Annotated in this window: 15 protein-coding genes and 2 pseudogenes; 5 read left to right on the plus strand and 12 right to left on the minus strand. The window is 67.8% G+C overall.

What is annotated here, in order from left to right; translation table 11 throughout:
• Positions 1 to 324 precede the first annotated feature (324 nt).
• Positions 325 to 537, minus strand: a pseudogene (locus tag DBO33_RS44725) (heavy-metal-associated domain-containing protein); the annotation flags it as partial.
• Positions 538 to 817: 280 nt separating this feature from the next.
• On the opposite strand from DBO33_RS44725, the gene fadD11 reads away from it, so the two are divergent.
• Positions 818 to 2,632 carry a fatty acid--CoA ligase FadD11 gene (gene fadD11, locus DBO33_RS22185; RefSeq protein WP_107656756.1) on the plus strand — a complete coding sequence of 605 codons (1,815 nt, stop codon included), beginning with the start codon at positions 818 to 820 and terminating at the stop codon, positions 2,630 to 2,632.
• Between the two features lie 760 nt (positions 2,633 to 3,392).
• Here the strand turns inward: fadD11 and DBO33_RS22190 are convergent.
• From DBO33_RS22190 to DBO33_RS22220, 7 genes are all read right to left on the minus strand, one after another.
• Positions 3,393 to 4,439, minus strand: coding sequence for an MBL fold metallo-hydrolase (locus tag DBO33_RS22190; protein WP_234390978.1), 1,047 nt, complete (start codon positions 4,437 to 4,439; stop codon positions 3,393 to 3,395).
• A gap of 184 nt (positions 4,440 to 4,623) precedes the next feature.
• A complete protein-coding gene (locus DBO33_RS22195) occupies positions 4,624 to 5,379 on the minus strand; it encodes a class I SAM-dependent methyltransferase (protein WP_107656758.1) in 756 nt (251 codons plus the stop codon).
• Between the two features lie 77 nt (positions 5,380 to 5,456).
• A complete protein-coding gene (gene mshC, locus DBO33_RS22200; RefSeq protein WP_107656759.1) occupies positions 5,457 to 6,695 on the minus strand; it encodes a cysteine--1-D-myo-inosityl 2-amino-2-deoxy-alpha-D-glucopyranoside ligase in 1,239 nt (412 codons plus the stop codon).
• Positions 6,696 to 7,919: 1,224 nt separating this feature from the next.
• Complete coding sequence (locus DBO33_RS22205) at positions 7,920 to 8,723, minus strand: SCO1664 family protein (protein ID WP_107656760.1); 804 nt, start codon at positions 8,721 to 8,723, stop codon at positions 7,920 to 7,922.
• Positions 8,724 to 8,726: 3 nt separating this feature from the next.
• Complete coding sequence (locus DBO33_RS22210) at positions 8,727 to 9,311, minus strand: DUF3090 domain-containing protein (RefSeq protein ID WP_107656761.1); 585 nt, start codon at positions 9,309 to 9,311, stop codon at positions 8,727 to 8,729.
• A 79-nt stretch (positions 9,312 to 9,390) separates the two neighbouring features.
• On the minus strand, positions 9,391 to 10,143 hold the full coding sequence (locus DBO33_RS22215) for a histidine phosphatase family protein (protein ID WP_107656762.1): 753 nt from the start codon (positions 10,141 to 10,143) through the stop codon (positions 9,391 to 9,393).
• A gap of 103 nt (positions 10,144 to 10,246) precedes the next feature.
• Positions 10,247 to 11,173 (minus strand): undecaprenyl-diphosphate phosphatase, encoded by a 927-nt coding sequence (locus DBO33_RS22220; protein WP_107656763.1) that lies wholly within the window; start codon positions 11,171 to 11,173, stop codon positions 10,247 to 10,249.
• Between the two features lie 408 nt (positions 11,174 to 11,581).
• On the opposite strand from DBO33_RS22220, the gene DBO33_RS22225 reads away from it, so the two are divergent.
• The 4 genes and pseudogenes from DBO33_RS22225 (at position 11,582) to DBO33_RS22240 (ending at position 16,482) form a co-directional block, all read left to right on the plus strand.
• The gene (locus tag DBO33_RS22225) at positions 11,582 to 12,553 is read left to right on the plus strand and encodes an aldo/keto reductase (protein WP_107656764.1); all 972 of its coding nucleotides are present in this window, start codon (positions 11,582 to 11,584) and stop codon (positions 12,551 to 12,553) included.
• A gap of 109 nt (positions 12,554 to 12,662) precedes the next feature.
• Positions 12,663 to 13,727: a heme/hemin ABC transporter substrate-binding protein gene (locus DBO33_RS22230; protein WP_107656765.1), complete on the plus strand. Its 1,065-nt coding sequence runs from the start codon at positions 12,663 to 12,665 to the stop codon at positions 13,725 to 13,727.
• A complete protein-coding gene (locus tag DBO33_RS22235; RefSeq protein WP_234390979.1) occupies positions 13,724 to 14,821 on the plus strand; it encodes a FecCD family ABC transporter permease in 1,098 nt (365 codons plus the stop codon). The genes DBO33_RS22230 and DBO33_RS22235 overlap by 4 nt, the downstream gene beginning before the upstream one ends.
• Positions 14,822 to 15,649: 828 nt before the next feature.
• Positions 15,650 to 16,482: pseudogene (locus DBO33_RS22240) on the plus strand (heme ABC transporter ATP-binding protein).
• 772 nt (positions 16,483 to 17,254) lie between these two features.
• Here the strand turns inward: DBO33_RS22240 and DBO33_RS22250 are convergent.
• From DBO33_RS22250 to DBO33_RS22265, 4 genes are read right to left on the minus strand one after another with little or no spacing between them, the layout of a single operon-like run.
• Positions 17,255 to 17,614: a YrdB family protein gene (locus DBO33_RS22250; protein WP_107656766.1), complete on the minus strand. Its 360-nt coding sequence runs from the start codon at positions 17,612 to 17,614 to the stop codon at positions 17,255 to 17,257.
• A gap of 11 nt (positions 17,615 to 17,625) precedes the next feature.
• Complete coding sequence (locus tag DBO33_RS22255) at positions 17,626 to 19,719, minus strand: MMPL family transporter (protein ID WP_107656767.1); 2,094 nt, start codon at positions 19,717 to 19,719, stop codon at positions 17,626 to 17,628.
• Positions 19,720 to 19,770: 51 nt separating this feature from the next.
• Positions 19,771 to 20,310 (minus strand): hypothetical protein, encoded by a 540-nt coding sequence (locus tag DBO33_RS22260; protein ID WP_107656768.1) that lies wholly within the window; start codon positions 20,308 to 20,310, stop codon positions 19,771 to 19,773.
• Positions 20,311 to 20,667: a hypothetical protein gene (locus DBO33_RS22265; protein WP_107656769.1), complete on the minus strand. Its 357-nt coding sequence runs from the start codon at positions 20,665 to 20,667 to the stop codon at positions 20,311 to 20,313.
• Positions 20,668 to 20,670: the final 3 nt, after the last annotated feature.

Consider the following 20,670-nt stretch of genomic DNA (forward strand, 5'->3'; position numbering starts at 1 on the left):
GTGTCCAACGCGATCGCCGCCATCGACGCTGTCGGCTTGCCCTGCGCGATCACCGCCGCCAACTACATTGCCGCGCTCGCCATGTCGGCGATCGGCGCCCCAGGCTTGCCCGCCGAGGTCGGCGCGATCAGCGCTCCCACCCGGTTCGAGATGATGAGTGGGCCCGCCATGATCAGCGCCCTCGCCGTGCCCACCGCCCGCTTGCTGCGCGGCGTCGCGCGGCGTAGCAATGCCGGAACCGCCGGTGTCGCCGCGCGCATCCGGTTCGATCATCGGGTCGCAGATGTGGGTGGGGACTGAGCGGCCGGCGCAGTGGTAGCCGCAGTCGCGGATCCAGCCGGCGAGTTCGGCGACCGAGGTGCGGGTGGGGTCGTAGGAGATGGTGGCGGTTTGGGCGGTGGGGTTGGCGGCGACGTCGAGCACGCCTGGTCTGCGGCGGAGGACGGCGGTGACGACGTTGGCTTGGCTGGCCCAGCGGACGCCGCGCACGTCGAGAACTGCGGTGCGGCGGTGCGTGTCGTGGTTCACGTTGCTCACTCCTCGTTCGCAGAGCTCGGCTCGATGGGACAAGCCGGGACGTGCGGTTGACCTCTCCGACCATATACCCCTACGGGGTAGGTGTCTAACGTGAATCGCCGTCTTCGAGGCGCGAACCAAGTCGCGGCGACTCAGACGAGCTCACCCGTGGCGTGCATCCCAGCAGCACCACTCGCTGCATTCACCCGTCGGCACGGAAATCACTCGAAACGTCCCCGTGTCAGTTCTCGCCATTTACCGTCTCAGAGAGATAGACAGCTGGATCGAACGGGGTTGCACCATGACCGAACCGAACACGTCCTGTGCCGCTTTTCAGCGGGTCGCAGCCATCGATCCCGACGCGGTCGCGGTCCGGTCGATCGGCGGTGCGCAGAGTCTGACCTGGCGGGACTACGCCGCACAGGTGCGGGAAGTCGCGGCGGGATTGAGTGCGCTCGGGATCGGCCGCGGTGACACGGTCGCCCTGATGATGGCCAACCGGGTCGAGTTCTATCCGCTCGAGGTGGGCGCACAGCACGCCGGGGCGACTTCGTTTTCCGTGTACAACACACTGGTCCCCGAGCAGCTGAATTACGTCTTCGGCAACGCGGGCAATCGGGTGGTGATCTGCGAGGCACAGTACGTGGACCGGATTCGGGCGTGCGGAGTGCCGATCGAGATCATCGTCTGCTTGGACGGCACACCGCCCGGAACCATCAGTGTCGACGAACTGAAGTCGCTGGGGCACAGCGCCTTCGACTTCGAAGCCAGCTGGCGTGCGGTGCAACCGGACGACATCGTGACGCTCTGCTACACCTCCGGGACCACCGGCAATCCGAAGGGCGTCGAACTCACCCACGCCAATCTGCTGTTCGACGCACACGCCTTCGCCTCGGTCCTGCCCGTCGAGTTCGGCGATCGCCAAACCTCTTATCTGCCAACCGCGCACATGGCCGACCGCTTCACCGCGCTGTACTTGCAGGAGGTGTTCGGCATCCAGATCACCGTCGTGCCCGACCGCACCCAACTGCTGGCCGCACTGCTCGACGCCAGGCCGACAATCTGGGGCGCCGTTCCCCGCGTGTGGGAAAAGTTCAAGGCCGCACTGGAATTCGCGGTCGCCAACGAACCCGATGATGCCACCCGGGCGGGACTGCAGTGGGCGCTCGGTGTCGCCGCACGCAAGGCCGGCGCGGGGCTCACCGGCGAACCGGTCGACGACGCGCTGGCCGCCGAGTGGGCGAAGGCCGACGCCGCCGTGCTGTGCAAACTGCGCGCGAAACTCGGTCTCGACCAAGTGAAGTGGGCGATGTCGGGTGCCGCCCCGATTCCGCCGGAGACGTTGGGTTTCTTCTATGGACTCGGCATCCCCATCTCCGAAGTGTGGGGCATGTCCGAGGTGACCTGCATCAGCAGCGTCAGCCCGCCCGACGAAGCCCGGCTCGGCACGGTCGGCAAGTTGCTCCCCGGTCTCGAGGCCAGCATCGCCGAGGACGGCGAATTCCTGGTCCGCGGGCCCTCGATCATGCGCGCCTACCGCGAAGAACCGGTCAAAACCGCCGAAGCCCTCGACGCCGACGGCTGGCTGCACACTGGCGACATCCTCACCCAGGACCCCGACGGCTACCTCCGCGTCGTCGACCGCAAGAAGGAACTCATCATCAACTCCGCCGGAAAGAACATGTCCCCGGCCAACATCGAGAACGCCATCAAAGCGGCGACCCCACTCATCGGCTCCATCGCCACCGTCGGCGATCAGCGTCCGTTCAACACCGCACTCATCGTCATCGACGCCGAAACCGCCGAACCCTATGCTGCCCAACACGATTTACCAGACGCCTCGGCCGCCGCCCTGGCCGCCGACCCCGGAGTCATCGCCGAGATCGCCCGCGGTGTCGCAGCAGGCAACACCAAATTGTCTCGGGTGGAACAAATCAAACGCTTCACCGTCCTCCCGACTTTCTGGGAACCCGGCGGCGACGAAATCACCCTCACGATGAAGCTCCGCCGCAAACCGATCGCCGCCAAATACGCCCCCGACATCGACCGCCTGTACACCCCCGACCTACTCCCCGGAGTCCACGAACCCACCGCCCCAGCCGAATCCACCACCTAGTGCCGCGTCCAGAATCGTGATGCCCTAACTACCCGACGCTGCCCCCGCTACGTCCCATCCGGCTTCGGACATCCGCGGCGGACGCCATCGAACGGGACATGATGACGGAGTCCTTCGGCGTTTCCAGCCACCACGTCCCGTTCGGCGCATACGGAGTTGCCGAGGGGGACATGACGGAGGGCCTACTCGACGTTTGCCGCCACTACGTCCCATCCGGCTTCGGACGTCCGCGTCGGGCGACGGCGAGCGGGACATGACGACGTATTCGCCCAGCGGGACGGCGGGCTCCTTCGGAGTTTCGCCACCATGTCCCGTTCGGCGCATGTGGAGTTGTTGAGCGGGACATGACGGAAGGCCTACTCGACCTATGCCGCCACCACGTCCCACTCGGCGCACACGGAATTGTCGAGTGGGACATGACGAAGGGCCGCCTCGACGTTTACCGCCACTACGTCCCATCCGGCTTCGGACGTCCGCGACGGCGACGGCGAGCGGGGGATGACGACGTATTCGCTCAGCGCGACGGCGGACTCCTTTGGCGTTTCCTGCCACCATGTCCCGCTCGGCGCACACGGAATTGTTGAGCGGGACATGACGGAAGGCCTACTCGACCTATACCGCCACCACGTTCCACTCGGCGCACACGGAATTGTTGAGTGGCACATGACGGAGGGACCTCCTCGCACTTTGCCACCACCATGTGCCACTCACCGACGGGGCGAGGGAGGCAGATGCGCCCAGCGAAGGTGTTGGGCCTACGTCATAGTGGGAAAGTCAGGCGTTCTGGGCGGATGTAGTCGGTCGGGTCGTAGAGGGAGCGGAGTTCGGGGCGGTGAGGGGTGGGGATTCGGGTGAGTTCGTCGCGCAGGGGTGGGTCGTAGGTGGCGGCGCCTGCGGTGATGCCGGGGAGCCAGTTGTCGTGGTGGCTGGGGACGAACAGGGTGGGGGCAATCGCTTCGATGTAGCGGCGGGGGTCGCGTAGGCCGTTGGTGAGCTGGTTGAAGCCTTGGACTGCGCCGATCTGGACGTCGGTCGGGGGTAGGGCGGCGAAGACGTCGAAGACGTTCGGTGCCTTTTCGGTGAGTGGGCCGGTGGAGTCGTGCCAGACAAGCGAGAAAACGGGGACGCGGAATTGGTAGAGGAGGGATCCGCCTTCCGGGTCGTTCAGCCGGGGCACGTTCTGCAAGACACCGCCCAGGGTCGGTGGATGTTGCACTAGGGCACAGAGATCCGGCATCGGGAAGAACGGGGGCGAGCCGCCGGGTCGTTCCGGTGCGGTGGGCGCGGAGTGCACGTGCCGGATTGCAGTCACCTCGACGGAGCCGACGGTGAAGTCGTGCCGCTCCCCCGGTGCCGAATTCGCGTCACCGAGTGCGACGGTCCGAAACCCCGGCTCGCTCACCTGCGCACGGATGCTCACCCCGTGGTCTGTGGTCCCGTAGACGACCGCGCCGGACGCTTGCGCAATCCGTCCCGCATCACCGGCGTGATCGAAATGCCCGTGCCCGATGAAGATCGCCTCGGGCGCGAGATCCGCCAAATCCTGCGGGGTGGCGGGCACATATCCGGTGCTGGTGAGTCGCGGCACCCACGCGTCCAGCAGGAAGACCGACCCGCCGATGGCCATCGCGTACGTCGTGCACCCCACCCACGCCAGCACCACCCGATCGGCGCGCACCGCACCGGTTGCCGCGTCGACGGTGTCGGCCCCGAAGAACCGCTGCCTGGCGGCCACCGTCTGCGGCGCCGCCGGTTCAGCAGCGGCGGTCAGCCTTCCTGCCGCCAGCAGAACCCCCGCTCCGAGCACCCCACCCAGCATCGTCCGCCGACCGACCAAGCCCCGCCCAGGAATGTTGCACACCGCAGTACCACATCACGGAACGCCTCACCCGGGCAACCATTTCAGGCGAACCGGTGAGGTGTCGCCTTGTCCACAACGATTCGGCCGCGGCAGGACCATGACCTAGGAGCCCAACTCCCGCAAGCTGCACTCAGCGCTGCAACGTCGTAGTGCAGACCCGGAGGGTGAACACGGCTTCGGCAGGACCGTGCTCGGGAAAGAACGGCCGTATCTCTTCGGCGAGCGCGTGCTGCAGCTCCGAGAGACTCGCCTCGCGGGTCGCAGTGGCCGTGTTGCTTTGGCTCACGAGATAAGCCGCTGCCGCCTCGCACGTCATCGGAACCCGCCATTCGTGGTCGGAGCTGACGGTGGGGCCGAAACCGGCGGCGGTGGCGGCGTCGGGATCGAAGTGCGGCCGGCGGCGTACCGAGGGATACCGGGACATGTACTCGTCCCGCATCCACTCCGCGAACGCCGGTCGATCCACCAGGCGACCGTGGAAGTAGTCGCTATAGACGGCGAGCCCGCCGCCGCGTCGCAGCACGCGGGCCAGCTCGGCTAGTACCTGCGGCGGGTCGAACCAGTGGAATGCCGCAGCGACAGTGGCCAACTCGGCGACGCCGTCCTTCAACGGAAGCTGTTCGGCTGTCGCCGTGACGAATTGCGCCCGCGGATGCCGTTCAGCGGTGCGCACCATCGCCGCCGACGCATCGGAAGCGACGACGGATGTCGCCACGTCGAGCACAGCGCGGGTCGACAGCCCCGTACCGCAGGCAACATCCACCGCGACACCTACACGATCGATCGCCAACTGCCGCAGGGCAATCCGCAGCGCCTGCGGATGGTAGTACAGCCGCCCGCGCACATAACGCTCAGCGATCGCCGCACTGTCGAACGGATTGCCCATCCTGCCGCCCCCTTGTGCCGAACCCACTTCGCATGGCGTCACCCATCCCGCTGCTCTTGCGTGAGATCCGCAGAGAACTACAGGCTGATACCGAGGAGGCCGTCGACAGCCGCCTTGATCGACGCCGGAGCATCGACGTCCGCCCCACCGTAATCCAACGCTTGACGAGCCCAATTGTCCAGTGCGTCCAGAGCTTTCGGCGTATCGAGATCATCGGCCAGATGCTGACGGACACGAGCGATGGTGTCGGCTGCCGCAGGCCCCGAGGCGAGGGCGGTCGCCTGACGCCACTGGCCCAGACGAGTCTTGGCCTGCTCGAGCACCGCGTCGGTCCACATCCGATCCTGCCGGTAGTGTCCTGCCAGCAGCCCGAGGCGGATCGCGGCCGGATCCACCCCGCTGCGGCGCAGCGTGGAGACCAGCACGAGGTTGCCTTTGGACTTCGACATCTTCTCGCCGTCCAGCCCGATCAGACCGGCGTGCACGTAGTGGCGGGCGAAGCGGCGGCCCGCGATGAGCGACTCGGCGTGCGCGGCGGAGTACTCGTGGTGCGGGTAGATGAGGTCGCTGCCGCCACCCTGGATGTCGAACTCGGCGCCGATCCGGTTGAGCGCGATGGCCGAACACTCGATGTGCCAGCCGGGGCGGCCTGCGCCGAACGGGGCGGGCCAGGACGGCTCGCCGGGACGCTCGGCGCGCCAGAGCAGCGCGTCGATGGTGTCGCGCTTGCCCGGACGGTCGGGGTCGCCACCGCGTTCGGCGAACAGGCGCTCCATGGTGGCGCGGTCGTAGCCGGACTCGTAGCCGAACTGCTCGGTGGCGTCGGCGCGGAAGTAGATGTCGGGGAACTCGGCGTCGTCGACGGTGTAGGCCGCGCCGGAGGCGAGCAGCTTCTGCACGAATTCGACTACCTCGTCGACGGATTCGATGGCGCCGACGTACTCGCGCGGCGGCACGATGCGCAGCGCCGACATGTCCTCACGGAACAGTTCGATCTCCCGGGTGCCCAGATCGCGCCAGTCGATGCCGTCGCGCTCAGCCCGTTCGAACAGCGGGTCGTCGACGTCGGTCACGTTCTGCACGTAGTGCACCTCGTGGCCCGCGTCCCGCCACAGCCGGTTGACCAGATCGAAGGTCAGGTAGGTGGCGGCGTGACCGAGATGGGTGGCGTCGTAAGGGGTGATCCCGCAGACGTACATGGTGGCGGTGGCACCGGGTGTCACCGGCCGCACCTGACGGTCGGCGGTGTCGTACAACCGCAACGGTGGCCCTGCTCCGGGGATGGTGGGTAGGGCTGTATCGGACCAGGACTGCATGATTCGAGGGTAAAGGTGTGGTCGAGAGCATCGCTCCCCGCCCCGGTCGAGCGGCCCTGGCAAAGCGCTGACCAGCCGCTCCCGACCTGCGTTTTCCAGCAAATCATGGGATGTCAAGAGTTTCGCTCTCGCAGAATCTGCTGTCGGCCGGGCCGCTCGCGGTGCAATCGGCCGATTCGCTCCCGGCCTCCGTGCGGCACCGCGCGCCACCGAGTCGACCGCCGACAGTATCGTCCCGGCTGCAAGAGGGCAACGAGGAATTTCGCGTCGATCGACCAGCGCTCGGCACATCGTGCAGCCCTGCGCGGGGTGCATGATCAGCGGCACCTATAACCTAGGGCACCCCACGCCGCACCCAGCTCGCCCAACGCCGCAAGTCCCGCGCAGTAAGTCCCGCGCAGTAAGTCCCGCGCCGCAACTGGCACGCCCAACGCCCCACGCCCAAACCCCTCGCCACACCCGGCACGCCCCACAGCACACCCGGCGNCACCCCCGAGATCTCCCCCAAAGCCTTCGCCGGCAGCGTCAGATGTGTATAAGCGACCGCCCCCGGCACGCCCCACAGCACACCCGGCGACGCCCCACGCCAGCGTTCCACGCCCCAACGTTCCACGCCGCACGTCCCAACGTTCCACGCCCCACGCCGCACGTCCCACGCCGCACGAGGGCAACGAGGAATTTCGCTTCGATCTACCGGCGCTCGGCACATCGTGCAGCCCTGCCGGGGGTGCACGATCAGCGGCACCTGGCACCCCGGACGCCCCACGCCGCGCTCAGCTCGCCCAACGCCGCAAACCCCGCGCCGCACCCGGCGCACCCCACGCCACACCCGGCACGCCCAACGCCGCAAGCCCCCCGCCGCACCCGGCACGCCCGACGCGACACGCCTTACGCCCGACGCGACATGCCTTACGCGACACGCCTTACGCGGGACCCAGCACGCCTCACCCAGCACGCCTCACGCGGCACGCCTCATGCGGCACTTCCGACCCGGCACGCCTCACTCTGGACGCGGCATGCCTCACGCGGCACCCCTCACACGGCACGCGGCACCGAGCCCGCTTCGAAATGTCGCACAGCAGAACATGACCGAATCAGCCTCGCGCCGAACTCGATCCACATCCACCCCCGAGCCACCGATACTGAGCGAAACCGGCCCGACTCAGCACACAGTGCACCTACGCACCCACTGCCATTCCCGAACCGACCCAGCACCAACCAGTTTCAGAACGCCGGCCACGGAATCGGCCGTGACGTCCGAGGTGTCGGCATCACCGGATCATCGACGAGCTCCTGAGTACGATCGATCAGCGCCTCGATCTCGGCATCGGTGATATGCCCGGCGAGCTCGTCCGCGACCGCACCGGGCAGCTCCTTCGCGAACGCGGTGATGTCCTCGACGAGCGCGTCACTGAGCGGTTGTCCCGCCCACCCCCACAGCACCGTGCGCAATTTGTGCTCAGTGTGCAAACAGATCCCGTGGTCGACCCCGTACACCTGCCCGTCCATCCCCTCCAACGCGTGCCCACCTTTGCGGTCCGCGTTGTTCAGCAGCACATCCAGCACCGCCATCCGCTGCAGCCGCGGATCGTCGGCGTGGATCAGCGACACTTCGTTGCCCGCGGGGTCCTGCGCGCGCAACACTTCCCGAAAACCATCGGGCACCGCGCCAGGAGGGCACAGGTCGACCAGGTCGAGCCGATCGCCCTGCTCGGTGTGGTTGTCGACCCCGTCGACCCACCGCTGCACCATGCCGATCCCGTAGGGCCCGTCGCGCAGGATCGTCTCCGGAATCACACCCCAGCCGAGCGCGGCGGAGATGCGATACGACGCCACCTCCCGCCCCGCGAGGGTGCCGTCCGGAAAGTCCCACAGCGGTCGCTCACCACGCACCGGCTTGTAGACCACCCGGATCGGCGGTTCACCGTCATCGAGGATGTCGCAGACCACGGTCACGTTACTGGCGGTGCTGATCCGCCCGATCACCGTCAGCTCGCCGCTGTGGAACCGGTCCCCGGCCCGCGTCACCGCTCACTCCTCTAGCTCGGCGGCGCCGAAGATGTCGCCGCGCTTGTACCCGTTGGTGCGCACGCACATGTGCCCACGCGACGACAGCGGCTCCCCGCACAGCGGACACGGCGGACGGCCCGCCGCGATCACCCTGGTGGACCGCAGCGCGAACTCCCGCGCCTGAATCGGGGTGAGGAAAACGCGCACCGCGTCCGGCCCCTCCTCGGTGTCGTCGAGCACCACCGACTCGTCGACCTCGGTCTCGGTGATCGCCAGCAACTCCACCACCACCGCGTTCGCATCGGCATCCCAGCCGAGCCCCATGGTGCCGACCCGGAACTCCGCGTCCACCGGCGTCACCAGCGGCGCGGTATCGCCGATGTCCTCGGCCTGCGGCGGCACCTCGGCGCCGAAGCGACGGGCCACCTCGTCCAACAGCAGACCCATTCGGTCGGCGAGCACCTTCACCTGCTGCTTCTCCAACAGCACGCTGACGACCCGCGGTTCCTGAACGGCCTGCAGATAGAACGCGCGATCGCCCGGCTCACCGACGGTCCCGGCGACGAAACGATCGGGGGTGCGAAATACATGGATTGCGCGTGACACATGCACCTCCTGATACGTGACCCTGATCGACTACCCACGGCGCTGCGATACAACGCCAACTATCCGTGTACAAGGAATCTCAGCGCTCCGCATTCCCATTATCCGCACTCCCGGTACCGCCTAGCTCGCCGCCGGGAACGGGACCGGAGGTATCGACCTCGGCGTCGGGCTTGCCGGAACGGGAATCCGGAACGGGGCGTTGCTGATTCGACAGCGCGGACAAATCGGTACCGGTGTCGTTGAGCCGCCACACGTAGGGCGCGGTGGCGGTATAGCGGACAACACTGATCGACGCGGGTTCCACCACGATGCGCTGGAACCCGTCCAGGTGAATACCCAATGCGTCGGCAAGTACCGATTTGATGACGTCACCGTGGGTGCAGGCCACCCAGAGCGTGTCGTGCCCGTGCTGCTCGGCCAGCGCCCGATCGTGCTCGCGCAGCGCGGCGACCGCGCGGCTCTGCACCTGCGCCAGTCCCTCACCACCCGGAAACACCGCCCCGGACGCGTGCCGCTGCACCACTTTCCACAGCGGTTCGGCGAGCAGTTCGGCGATCGGACGCCCGGTCCATTCGCCGTAATCGACCTCGATCAGCCGATCGTCGAACACCGGTTCCAGCCCGAATTTCTCCGCGAGCGGCGCTACTGTTCGCTGACAGCGCAACAGCGGAGAGTGCACAATACGTTCGATCGGCAGCCCGGCGAGCCGGTCGGCGACGGCCCTGGCTTGCTCCTCGCCGTGCTCGGTGAGCTCGACACCGGTGCTGCGACCGGCCAGCGTGCGGGCGGTGTTCGACGTGGAGACTCCGTGGCGGAGCAGAATCACCGTCATACGGTCAGCCTAGTCATGTCGCCGACGAGCCACCGGGTGCCGGCAGTCCCATAAGGGTCAGACCGAGCCGTATCGCCGACACCGGCGGCTCCTGCACACCTGATCACGTGGCCGACACGACACCCGTGGCCAGCAGACCCATCACGGTCAGACCCAGCACGATTCGGTAGCCCACGAACCAATCCAGCGAATGTTTGGCGACGAACTTCAGCAACCACGCCACCGACGCATAGCCGACCACGAACGCGAGCAACGTCGCCACGATCAGCTGCGCGCCGCTCGCATTGAGCCCTTCACCAGCGGGTTTGAACGCATCCGGAATGCTGAACAGCCCCGAGGCAGTGACCGCAGGGATCGCCAAAAGGAACGAAAACCGCACGGACGCTTCACGAGTCAGCCCGAGGAACAGACCGGCCGACGACGTGGCACCCGACCGCGACACACCGGGAATCAACGCGAGGCACTGCGCGAAACCCATCACCAGCCCGTCGCGAGTGGTGAGCTTCTCCAGCGGACGCGCCTTGCGCCCGTAATACTCGGCCGCCGCGATCACCAGCGCGAACGCGATGAGCATGAAAGAGATCAGCCACAGGTTGCGCGCCGCAGTGCGAATCACGTCTTTGAACAAGAACCCGAGCACACCGATCGGGATGGTGGCGATGATCACATACCAGCCGATCCGGTAGTCGAGCTCGCGCTGCCGCTCGTCGTCGAAGTAGCGGTCGGCCTGCCCCGCCGTCACGACCGGAAGGCGCGTCGTCACCTGGTCGGTGATCGGCACCGTTTCCCGCACCGTGAGCTTGCGCAGCACCGTGCTGAACCAGGCCTGCAGGATCCGCCAGATGTCCTTGGCGAAATACACCAGCACGGCGGCTTCGGTGCCGAGCTGGGTGACGGCGGTGAACGAGGCACCCGCGTCGTCGCCGAAGAACACCCCCGACACGATCCGCAGATGCGCCGACGACGAGATCGGCAAGAACTCCGTCAATCCCTGCACCAGGCCGAGCACGAGCGCCTGCACCCAGGTCATCGATTCGCCCGTCACACACTCTCCTGGTGTCTCATGCCGCCTCCATGTGTTCTTGCCCGAAAGAACTGTTCCGCCTGGGCAATTGGTCATCAGATGGGTCGCACGCGAGTGAGCACCGGCGCAATCCCGCAGCGACAGTACAGTGTCGCGGACGCGGCGGCATGCCCGCACCGCCCTCGTGCAGCGGGTTCACAGGCATCTCTGACCTGCCACCCAGGGATCGGCGACGCTGCTCGCCAGGGAACGTCCACGCTGCCGGACGGAAACGAATTCGGCAGCCAGGTCGGTATCCGGCGTTCCCGCAGGGTGGTTCGCCGTCGCGCGACGCGCGAGTCACTGTGCGGGTAGGCGCCCGGACGCGTACGCACGCTCTAGGCTTGGCGCCGTGACGATTGCGCGGACACGGTGATGGAACAGCGGACGGTCGGCCGCAGCGGCCTACGGGTGTCCCGGATAGGGCTTGCGACCCATACCTGGGGTTCGCATACGGATGCCGACGAGGCATCGGTGCAGTTGGTGGCATTCGTCGAAGCGGGCGGCACGCTCGTCGACACCTCCCCCGCGTACGCCGGTGGCGGCGCGCAACGGATCCTGGCCGAGTTGCTCGGCGATCTCGTCTCTCGTGACGATCTGGTGCTCAGTGGCTGCGCGGGTATCGCGCCGCGCGTCACGCCCGCCCCCGCGGGACCGGCCGTGCCGGACGCGACCACCCGCACCACCATCGATACCTCCCGGCGCGCGCTGCTGCGCCAGCTCGACCGGACGCTGCTCGAATTCGGCACCGACCATCTCGACATCTGGAACGTGGCGGTGTGGGATCCGCGGACCCCGCTCGACGAGGTCGCGGCCACCCTCGACCAGGCAGTTCGGACCGGAAAGGTCCGATACGCAGGCGTGCGCGGGTTCAACGCATGGCAGCTGGCAAGTTTGGCCGCCATCGCCCCGATCAGCGTCGCGCAGACCCCTTACTCGCTGCTGGCTCGCGATGCGGAACTCGATTTCGTGCCCGCCGCGCTGCACCACGGTGTGGGCGTGGTGGCCTCGGCGCCGCTCGCCGGCGGCATTCTCACCGGCAAGTATCGCGACGGGGTGCCGGCGGATTCGCGCGGCGCGGACGAGGCGACCGCGGCCGATATCCGCAGCAGCCTGGATGAGCGCGCGACCCGCGTGGTCGACGCATTGGTGACCGCCGCAGATGGTTTAGGCACTTCGCCGTTAGCCGTCGCGCTGGCCTGGATTCGGGATCGGCCCGGCGTCGCGAGCATGATCGTCGGTGCCCGCGATATCGGTCAGCTCACCGGTGTGCTCGCCGCCGAGACCCTCGAACTGCCGCGGGCCATCGCGGCCGCGCTGGACGATGTCAGTGCGCGCACGGAGTGAGGGACTCGGCACCTGACATCGCGCTGATCCCGGCAGGCACTTGCCCCGGCGGGGTCATCGGCGCAGACCCGATGCGTACTGCCGCGCGGCACGTCTTAGGCTTACCTTCATGAGTGTGACGTCCGGAAATCCGTCCGTCCGAACGCAGTGGACCACCGGTATCCGAACCGGCTGGTCGCGCTGCGTGCTCGCCGTGCTCGCGCTGACGCTGGTCGTGGCCTCGGCCGCGTGTGGAAACGACAGCGCTGCGACGAGTACCGGACAGCGCGGTCCGGCCACCGCGACGCTGAACAGCCTCGACCCGGTGCCGATCGGGCCGGAACCGACGCCGACGTTGCCGGTCACCGTGCGCTCGTTCGACGGTGCCGACGTCACCGTCACCGACAGCAGCCGCATCGTCGCCGTCGATCGCTACGGCACGCTCTCACAGATCGTCTACGCGCTCGGCATGGGATCGAAGCTGGTCGGGCGCAGTACCGTCGCCTTCCCCGCCATTCATGACGTACCCAACATGGCGGGTGGCAACGGTTCACTCAACATGGAAGGCCTACTGGCGCAACGTCCTTCGATCTTCCTGACCGACACCGTCTCGGTCACGCCACCGCTGCGCGAGCAGTTGCGCGCGGCCGGTGTCACCGTCGTCTTCTTCGATCCCGAGCGCACCATGGACGGTGTGGTCCCGCAGATCGAAGCCGTTGCCGCCGCGCTCGGTGTGCCCGACCGCGGCAAGGCGCTCGGCCAGCGCACCCGCGCCGAGATCGACGCCGCCACCGCCGCGGTGCCCAAGCAGGATCCGCCGCTGTCCATCGCGTTCCTCTACTTGCGCAGCTCGGCCATCACCATGCTCGCCGGGCCCGGTTCCGGTGCGGACTCGCTCATCGCCGCGCTCGGGGCCAAGGATGCGGGCGGCGCACTGGCCGAACCGTTCGTCACGATCACCAGCGAGGCGATGATCGCCGCGGCGCCCGACCTGCTGCTGGTGATGTCGGACGGGTTGAAATCCGTTGGCGGCGTTGACGGTTTACAGAAGGTGCCCGGCATCGCGCAAACCCCTGCCGGGCGCAACAAGCGCGTCGTGGACATGTCCGACTCGGTCGTGCTGAGCTTCGGCCCCAACACCGGCCGGGTGATCGCCGCCCTCAGCGAGGCCGTCTACGGCGCTCGGCCCGCATGACCGGAACGGCCACCACCGAGACCGAATCGCAGGTGACACCCTCCGCGCCGAAGTCGCGCGGACGTTCGCGTACGACAGTGGTATTCGCGGTCGCGATCGTCGGACTGATCGTGCTCGCGCTGGCCTCGGCCGCGATCGGGCAGGTTCCGACGACGCCCGCCGAGGTCGCAGGCAGCGTGTTTCATCGCATCGGACTGGACTGGGGGCCGATGCCCGCGCATCCCGCCGGCGAGGTGACGCTGTGGGAGGTGCGGTTCCCGCGGGTGCTGATGGCCATGCTGGTCGGTGCGGCGCTCGCGACCGCGGGCGGGTTGTTGCAGGGGGTGTTCGCCAATCCGCTTGCCGAGCCCGGTGTTATCGGCGTCTCGGCCGGTGCCGCGGTCGGCGCGGGCACCATGATCGTGATCGGTGGCGCGTTCGTCGCGGCGTGGTCGGTGGCCGCGGCCGCGTTCGTCGCCGGGTTGGCCACCACGCTGCTGGTGTATCTGCTGGCGCGGTCCAACGGGCGCACCGAGGTGGTCACCCTGGTGCTCACCGGTGTCGCGATCAACGCCTTCGCGGGTGGATTGATCGCGTTCCTGCTGTTCGTCGCCACGCCTGCCGCGCGCGACCAGATCGTGTTCTGGCAGTTGGGATCCCTCAACGGCGCGACGTGGGATTCGGTGTACATCGTCTCGACCCTCACCGCGATCGGCGTCGCCGCCGCCATTCTCATCGCGCCACGGCTGGACCTGCTCGCGCTCGGCGAACCCGCCGCCCGTCACCTCGGCGTCGACGTGGAACGCTTGCGCCGCAACGTCATTCTGGTCGTCGCCATCCTCGCCACCGCGGGCGTCGCATTCACCGGCATCGTGCTGTTCGTCGGCCTCATCGTCCCGCACCTGGTCCGCATGCTCGTCGGCCCCGCCCACCGCGTGCTGATCCCGTTGAGCGCCATCCTCGGTGCCGTCGTCCTACTCGCCGCCGATGTCGCCGCCCGCTCCCTGGTCCGCAACGCCGACCTCCCGCTCGGCATGCTCACCTCGCTCATCGGTGGGCCGTTCTTCTTCTGGTTGTTGCGTCGCACCCGGGCTCGCGCCGGTGGGTGGGCATGATGCGCGTGGTGGCGTGTGCGAAGGTCGCGCACGCGCGGTGGAGTTTTGCGAATGACGGGCCAGCGCAGAGCGGCACGAGACACGTTGCGGCGCTACGCAATTGCATGAGCGGGGCGACTGTCGACAGCAGCGCGGATCGACGTCGGCACCGATCGCCGGTGATGGTTGCCGGGAATACTTGTGACGCAACGCATCCCAGTCACCGGTGCGACCCCGGTACGGATCAGCGCGGTGGCCGAGCAGTTCGGAGGCGGCGCGTGAACAGCGAGCGGCGCCTACCGTCGGCGACGGTTGCTCGGCAGGCTTGTAGCGCACCACATCGCTGCCACCGAGGCGACCCAGTACCGATCGCCGACGATAGTCGCCCGGCAGGCTTGTGGCGCACGGCATCCCAGCCACCGGTTCAGCCCGGCACGGATCAGCGCGGTCGCCGAGCAGGTCAGAGGTGGCGCGTGAACAGCGTGCGGCACCTATCGTCGGCGATGGCTGCTCGGCAGGCTTGTAGCGCAAGTCATCCCAGCCACCGGTTCGGCCCGGCACGGATCAGCACGGTGGCCGAGCGGGTCGGAGGTGGCGCGTGAACAGCGAGCGGCACCTATCGTCGGCGATGGTTGCTCGGCAGGCTTGTGGCGCACCACATCGCTGCCACCGGTGCGGGCCCGGTACGGATCAGCGCGGTCGCCGAGCGGGTCAGAGATGGCGCGTGAACAGCGAGCGGCACCTATCGTCGGCGACGGCTCCTCAGCAGGCGTGGGGTGCCGCGCACCATGACTACCCGTGCGCTTCGATACGAACGAGTGTGGCGCACTGGCGGTTTGGAGGTAGCGCGTGAGTGGGGTTCGGCAAGTGTTCGCGCGAACACATGAGTTGCCTACTACTCCGGAGAAGGGGGCGGTCACCTTGCGGGCGCGGGGGGTNGGGACAAGAGTGCGCAGCGGCGGGTGCTCGAAGCGGTGGACTTCGATGTTGTCGCGGGTGAGGTGGTCGCGCTGGTGGGGCCCAATGGGGCGGGCAAGTCGACGCTGCTCGCCGCGCTGGCCGGGGAGTTGACGCCGAGCGAGGGGGCGGTCGAGCTCGAGGGGCATGCGCTGACGCACTGGTCACCGTTGGACATGGCGCGTCGCCGGGCGGTGCTCCCCCAAACCCACACTGTCGGTTTCCCATTCACCGCGCGGGAGGTCGTCGCGATGGGCCGCGCACCGTGGCTGCGCACCGAACGGCGCGAACTCGACGACGAGCGCATAGCCGCCGCCATGGCCGCCGCCGACGTGGAACACCTTGCCGCCCGGTCCTTTCCAACCCTATCCGGCGGTGAACGCGCCCGCGTCGCCCTGGCCCGCGTCCTCGCCCAAGACACCGGAACCCTGCTCCTCGACGAACCCACCGCCGCCCTCGACCTCGGCCACCAGGAAGCCGTCCTCCACCTGGCCGCCAGCCGCGCCCAAACCGGCACCGCCGTCGTAGTCGTCCTGCACGACCTAGGCATCGCCGCCGCATACGCCGACCGCGTCGCAGTCCTCGAATCCGGCCGCATCGCCGCCGACGGCCCACCCCGCCAGGTCCTCACCACCGACCTCCTCACCCGCGTCTACCAGCACCCCGTCGAGGTCCTGAACCACCCCCTCACCGGCGCCCAACTAGTCCTCCCCGTCCGCCGCTGAGTCCCTCTGCGCCACCGTCCGGCCCCGCCAGTCCGGCCGTGCGACGTCAGGGCCCGCCCAGCCACACCCTGCCTGCCCGCTCGCCCGGCCACGCTCGCCCGCTCGCCCGCCCGTCCGCCCGTCCGCACGTCCGCCCGTCCGCACGTCCGCACGTCCGCACGTCCGCACGTCCGCCAGGCTCGCCCGCTCGCCCAGCCACGTCTAAGTGCGATGCAGCCCCCGAAGGCGTCTCTCACCTCGATCCCCAGGGTGTGCTCCGGGGCGAACCCGTCGCGCAGCCGCTGCCGCACCTCGTGCTCGTCGTAGCGACCGAGGCGCTCGAGATCCGGCCACAGCGCTACAGCACGCAACTCTGCGATTGGCTCATGTCCGCAGGCTCAGCCGTGTCGTCGGGCTGATCGTCGGGCTCGGCCGGTAATGACGGTGCGCCAGCGCAGCGTCGCCTGACGCGTCCCCCGCTCTGCATGGCGGGACGGTACCGGATCGAACTGCGATCAGCCGCCCCGATTTTCTGCCGGCCTCCCAGCAGCCGCACACCGCACGGTCCCCCGCGCAGCACAAAACGCCTCAACCATGTCCCCCACGCACCCAACCCAAGCATTGAGCGGGACATGGTGGCGGATCCACTCGACGCTCAACGCCCCCATGTCCCCCACGCACCTAGCCCAGGGGTCGTGCGGGAGATGGTGACAGGTCTACTCGACGTCTGCCACATGTCCCACCCCAACACTCAGGTTCGTTTCTGGGTCGGCGCTGGGCAGCGGGGAATGCCTCAGCCGCCGGGTATCAGGCTGCCCTGCAGGCGGACTCGCAGCGCCGCGTTGATTGCCCAGAGCGCGAAGAAGATCACCCCGACAAGCACGGTTGTCGCACTCGCCCAGGCCAGTGCACCACCCCCGAACCAGATCAATTCGAGGGCAACGCGCCACCGACCGGCGAGCGGAAAACGGGGGTTCGCGCCTGCGCCGAACAGCGCCCACATCAGCACGAACAGGGTGGGGGCCATCAGTCCGGTGACTACACGAACCAGCACGCTCCCCGGCATGGTGAATCCCCACACCGCCGCCGCAGCAACAACTCCCAACTCCAACAGGAACATCGCACCCAGGTTGCCCCCCTTGACCCCGGACATAACTCGACTCCTCAGCGCCAGATCAGCTTCAGCACCGCAGGTGTCAGCAACATCCGGATGACCGTGGCGTCCAGGATCAGGGCGGCGATCATCCCGTAGGCGATGTACTTCATCAGCACCAAATCGGAGAACCCGAACGCCCCGGTGACAACGATGAGAATGGCGGCGGCGGAGGTGATCACCCCGCCGGTGTGGGCAATGCCATAACGAATCGCCTCGGCCGGTTCGGCACCACCGGCCCGCGCCTCCGCCACCCGCGACAGCAGGAAAACCTCATAGTCGGTGGACAACCCGAACACCACGGTCACGATCAACGCGAGCACCGCGAACATCAACGGCCCCGGCGTGAAGTGGAAGAACTCCGCCCCGTGCCCCTCGACGAACACCCAGGTGAGCACCCCCAACGTCGACACCAGACTCAGCGCACTCATCGCAACAGCCTTGACCGCCAGCACAATCGACCGAAACGCGACATACATCAGCGTCAGCGCCGCCACCGCCAGAATCGCCACCAGCAGCGGCAACCCTTCCAGCAACCCGTTGATACTGTCGCGTTCCAACGCGGGCACCCCGGCCACCATGACGTCCACGCCAGGCGGCTCGGGAATCGCCCGCAACGCCGAGATCACCCGATCGGAATCCTGCTTGTCCGCCAACCCGGCCTGCAGCACATTGATGCCGTCTTTGGTGGCCACCGACGGCTCGAACCGCCCGGTGAGCCCGGGAATCTGACTCGCCGCGAACCGAATATCGCTGAGCTGCTGCGAATCAGCCCCCAGCACAACGAGTTTCAGCGGTTCGGTGCGAAAACTGGGGAACAGCTCGTCGAACCGCTCCTGCGCCACCCTGGCCGGATTATCGGCCCCGAGATATTTCTCACTGATCCCGCCGAACTCGATGTTGCGGAACGGAATACTCAACGCGAGCAGCGCGAGCACGATCGGCACTGCCACCGCCCACGGCCGCCGCATCGACCACTTCGCGAGGCGCGAGAAGAATCCCGCGTCGATCTGCGCCTCGGTCTTGCTGCGGGAGAATCGTTTCCAGCCCAGCAGATCGATCCGCCGCCCCGCGATACTCAGCGCCGCAGGCAGCGCGGTCACCGAGAGCAGCGCGGCCAGCAGCACCGAGCTGATGCCGCCGTAGGGCACCGAACGCAGCACCCCGTTCGGAAAGATGAAGAGCGCACCGAGACTCACCGCGATGATCGCCGCCGAGAACAGCACCGTGCGCCCCGCCGTCGCGACGGTGCGCGCGGTGGAGTCTTCCACACTGTGTCCCGCGGCGAGTTCCTCGCGAAACCGCGTGACGGTGAACAACCCGTAGTCGATCGCCAACCCGAGACTCACCAAAGTCATGACGGTGCTGGCGAATACGTTCACATCGATGACCCCGGTGAGCGTCCGCATGATGCCGGCCGTGCCCATGATCGTCATGCCACCGATCAACACCGGCAGCAGCGCGCCGATCACTCCGCCGAACACGAAGTACAGCAGTATCGCCACCAATGGCAGCGCGATGATCTCCGCCCGGTGAATGTCGTTCTGCATACCGGTATTCAGTCCCGCCAGCACCGGCTGCAACCCGGCCAGCTGCACCGTGGTGCCGCCGGGCCCGCCGCCCGCCTCCCCCGCACCAAGGTGGTCCTTGATCGCGGTGTAGTTCTCGACGGTGGCCGTGCCCTCACCGCGCAGCCCGACGCTGGCGAACGCGTGCGTGCGCGTGGCATCGGTGGCGTTGGCGGCGAACGGACTGTCCCAATAGCTGTCGATCTTCAAGATGTTGTCGGGAAACCGCGTCAGCAAGCCGCTGAGCGCACCGGTCACCGCGGACCGCACGGCCGGATCGTCGACGGTGGTCCCCGCCGGCGCGGTGTACAGCAGGATGAGATCACTATCGGTGTCGCGCCCGAACGTCGCGTCGGCGATCTTGGAGGCCGCCACCGACTCGCTCGACTCGTCGAACCAGCCCTCCTGCGTCAACCGGTCCGTGAGATCGCGACCCAACCAGCCGGACGCCAGCACCGCCAGCGCGAACACGCCGAGCACGAGGAACCGGTGGCGGTAAACGAACCGACCCCAGCCCAGCAGCCCGGAGTGCAGCATCGAATCGTCCTGCGAGCCGCGAGTACGCGAAGTCCGCAAATCCGACACAGGTCAGCCGCAGGCCGGCGTGCGATAGTCCGCGGAACGCAGAATCCCGCACAGGTCGGTCCGCGAGATCTTCCACTTGCCGTCGAGCAGCACGAAATGCACCACGGTGGTGCGCACCGCGGTCCCGCTGCCGTCCTTGTCCAGGCGCATCGTCGCGGTCAGTGTGCCGTCGTGGTTGTCGAACACCGGATCGGTGACGCCGTAGACGGCCCGCGGGTTGTCCTGCAGCGCCTTGTACATGTCGGGGATCGCCGTCTTGAACGCGTCACCGTCCTCGATGAGGTCGGTGCGTTCGCTGTCCGGCAGCCCGGGATCCAGCGCGCGTTTGATCTGCGCGTCCAGCTGAGTGGCCGTCGGCAGCGGCGGGTGCGCGGCGATGGAGGACGTGGTGATGGACGCGGACAGCGACGCGTTGGCCGACGAACGCGCGGCGTCGACGGCCGCCTCGTCCGGTCCGGTGCTGCATGCCGCGGCGGCGGCCACCAGGAGGAGGCCGGTCGCGGTCAGCGCGGTGCGGGCGAGATATGTGTATGGCATCACCATCTACATACCATCAATTACGGAACTGATGCGTCCCAGCAACGCGCGCACGGTGGTCACTTCGCGGTCCGGGACCGCGTCCACGGGTACCGCGTCGGGGATCATGTCGCGGACCAGCGCGACGACGCTGCGTTCGTCGTCGAGGTCGATGTCGGTGACCCGGGCCTCGGCGACCGCGACGACGTCCTCCGGGCCGGGCACCGCGCTGACGAGGTCGGCCCGGTAGATCTCCAGCGTCAACGTGGACCGGACCGTGCGAAACGCGTACGGCCTGCCGTCGCCGGTGGTCCCGAACCCGTGCGCGAACGGACCAACGGTTACGTCATCGATGGCAAATCCAGACGTATGGTCGGCTATCAACCG

Origin of the sequence: Nocardia suismassiliense (assembly GCF_900269665.1) — a bacterium.
In the GTDB taxonomy this organism is placed as follows: Bacteria; Actinomycetota; Actinomycetes; order Mycobacteriales; family Mycobacteriaceae; genus Nocardia; species Nocardia suismassiliense.

Coding starts and splice junctions, on each gene's coding strand:
- fadD11 (WP_107656756.1), top strand. CDS start 818: ATGACCGAACCGAACACGTCCTGTGCCGCTTTTCAGCGGGTCGCAGCC.
- DBO33_RS22225 (WP_107656764.1), top strand. CDS start 11,582: ATGGAACAGCGGACGGTCGGCCGCAGCGGCCTACGGGTGTCCCGGATA.
- DBO33_RS22220 (WP_107656763.1), bottom strand. CDS start 11,173: ATGACCTGGGTGCAGGCGCTCGTGCTCGGCCTGGTGCAGGGATTGACG.
- DBO33_RS22235 (WP_234390979.1), top strand. CDS start 13,724: ATGACCGGAACGGCCACCACCGAGACCGAATCGCAGGTGACACCCTCC.
- DBO33_RS22215 (WP_107656762.1), bottom strand. CDS start 10,143: ATGACGGTGATTCTGCTCCGCCACGGAGTCTCCACGTCGAACACCGCC.
- DBO33_RS22260 (WP_107656768.1), bottom strand. CDS start 20,310: ATGGTGATGCCATACACATATCTCGCCCGCACCGCGCTGACCGCGACC.
- mshC (WP_107656759.1), bottom strand. CDS start 6,695: ATGCAGTCCTGGTCCGATACAGCCCTACCCACCATCCCCGGAGCAGGG.
- DBO33_RS22250 (WP_107656766.1), bottom strand. CDS start 17,614: ATGTCCGGGGTCAAGGGGGGCAACCTGGGTGCGATGTTCCTGTTGGAG.
- DBO33_RS22230 (WP_107656765.1), top strand. CDS start 12,663: ATGAGTGTGACGTCCGGAAATCCGTCCGTCCGAACGCAGTGGACCACC.
- DBO33_RS22255 (WP_107656767.1), bottom strand. CDS start 19,719: ATGCTGCACTCCGGGCTGCTGGGCTGGGGTCGGTTCGTTTACCGCCAC.
- DBO33_RS22195 (WP_107656758.1), bottom strand. CDS start 5,379: ATGGGCAATCCGTTCGACAGTGCGGCGATCGCTGAGCGTTATGTGCGC.